Genomic DNA, 2,234 nt, shown 5'->3' on the forward strand with positions numbered 1-2,234 from the left:
GCCCCATGCCCCATGCCCAATGCCCAATGCCCAATGCCCCATCCCCAATGCCCAATCCCCAATCCCTCATCATATTGTTACAATACTTGACATGCTCGTTCTGACCGGTGGCTTTCTTCATGATTGTTAAGACACTTCCCCCCAGTTCCCGACCGATTCAGGAGAACAGTCCTGGCGGCACAGACCGCCCAGACGAACTGTACGTTACTGAAGTAGTGCCAGAAAATGGCACACAGGATTTAGTTGTGAGATCGCCAAGACTTTTGGCTACTCAAAATGTTACGACAATAGCCGAACCTGAAACGCGTTACGATCCCGAAGAGATAAAGGCGTATTACCAAAATAAACCCCTGCAAGTTTTGCGGCGGATTTTCGCAGTTTTGGGGCCGACGCTCTCCTTTGCTTTTGGACTGTGGTGGGATGGACGACGGGGAATTGTCGTCAAAAATGACCGCCGCCGAGCCAATCAGCTACGAGAATTGCTGACGCAACTGGGGCCTGCTTACATCAAAATTGGACAAGCTTTGTCCACTAGACCAGATTTAGTTCCACCCGTGTTCCTGGAAGAACTAACTAGGCTACAAGACCAATTACCGCCTTTTGCCAACGAGCTAGCTTACCAATTTATCAAAGAAGAACTGGGAGCGCCTCCAGAAGAAGTTTACGCCGAACTTTCGCCGCACCCAATTGCCGCCGCCTCCCTTGGGCAAGTCTACAAAGGTAAGTTGAAAACTGGTGAGGAAGTCGCCGTCAAAGTTCAACGCCCTGACTTACGAGAGCGAATCACCATTGACTTGTATATCTTGCGCCACCTCGCCGCTTGGGTACAGAGAAAAGTTAAGCGAGTGCGGAGTGACTTAGTTGGTATCCTGGATGAACTGGGCGATCGCATTTTTGAAGAGATGGATTATATCCATGAGGGCGAAAATGCTGAGCGATTTTTTCAACTATATGGTCATATAAAAGACATATATGTTCCCAAAATATACTGGGAATATACCAACCGTCGTGTTTTGACGATGGAGTGGATTAACGGCATCAAATTAACCCAGACAGAAGAAATTCGCGCCCAAGGTATAGATGCTCGTTATCTAATTGAGGTGGGTGTGCAGTGTTCCCTGCGCCAGTTGCTAGAACATGGATTTTTCCACGCCGATCCCCACCCTGGTAACTTGTTAGCCATGCCTGATGGTAAATTGGCTTATCTGGACTTTGGGATGATGAGTGAGATTAAGCCGCCGCAGCGTTATGGTTTAATTGAAGCGATCGTCCACGTCGTCAACCGCGACTTTGAAGGTCTAGCAAAAGACTACGTTAAGTTAGATTTCTTATCCCCAGAAACAGACTTAACACCAATTATCCCAGCTTTTTCGAGAGTATTTGCTGATGCTCAAGGAGCCAGCGTAGCCGAACTCAACATTAAAAGCATCACTGATGAACTATCAGCTTTGATGTATGAGTATCCTTTCCGTGTACCTCCCTACTACGCTTTAATTATTCGCTCTCTCGTGACGCTGGAAGGTATCGCTATATATATAGATCCCAACTTTAAAGTCCTAAGCGAAGCCTATCCCTACGTTTCTAAACGCCTGTTAACCGATCCAGCACCGCAATTAAGAGCATCTCTACAGGATTTGTTGTTTAAAGATGGGAGATTTCGCTGGAACCGCTTGGAAAACTTGTTACGTAATGCACGTAATAGTCAAGATTACGACTTAAACTTGGTGTTGAATCAGGGAATAGACTTTCTAGCTTCCGAACGCGGCGCTTTTATTCGTGACAAGCTAGTAGATGAATCTGTTAACGGACTCGATGCTTTAAGTAAAAATGTTTTGCATAACTTTACCTACTTGTTGCGGGAACGGGTAGGCTTAACAGCAGTCAACGAAACTCCAGCGGCAACTGTCGAGCAACAACAAACCTTGGAGCATATTAAACGTATCTTGAATATTCTTCGAGAAACCCGTGGCTTCGACCCGGGGCAACTTGCACCCCAAGTTGCTCAGTTATTGGTAAATCCGGGTGTGCAACGCTTAGGTCAACAAGTTGCTAGCCGCTTCACGCAAAAAGCTGTAGCCAAGCTAATTCGGCAATTATTAGCTTCGTAGTATAGCGGTTATCAGTCTTCTGAAGTACAGTAGCAGCAGTGAGTAAACCAACCGAGTAAATTCTCTATCGTCACTTCTGCGAATGCCGCATCTAATGCCTGGAGTAAATCAGGGTATGTCCTTGCA

Annotated in this window: 1 protein-coding gene; it reads left to right on the forward strand. The window is 46.5% G+C overall.

Annotated elements, in window-relative coordinates:
- Positions 1-119: 119 nt before the first annotated feature.
- On the forward strand, positions 120-2,108 hold the full coding sequence (locus IQ246_RS29440) for an AarF/ABC1/UbiB kinase family protein (protein ID WP_194006811.1): 1,989 nt from the start codon (positions 120-122) through the stop codon (positions 2,106-2,108).
- The last annotated feature ends 126 nt before the right edge of the window (positions 2,109-2,234 follow it).

Source organism: aff. Roholtiella sp. LEGE 12411, assembly GCF_015206995.1.
In the GTDB taxonomy this organism is placed as follows: domain Bacteria; phylum Cyanobacteriota; class Cyanobacteriia; order Cyanobacteriales; family Nostocaceae; genus Komarekiella.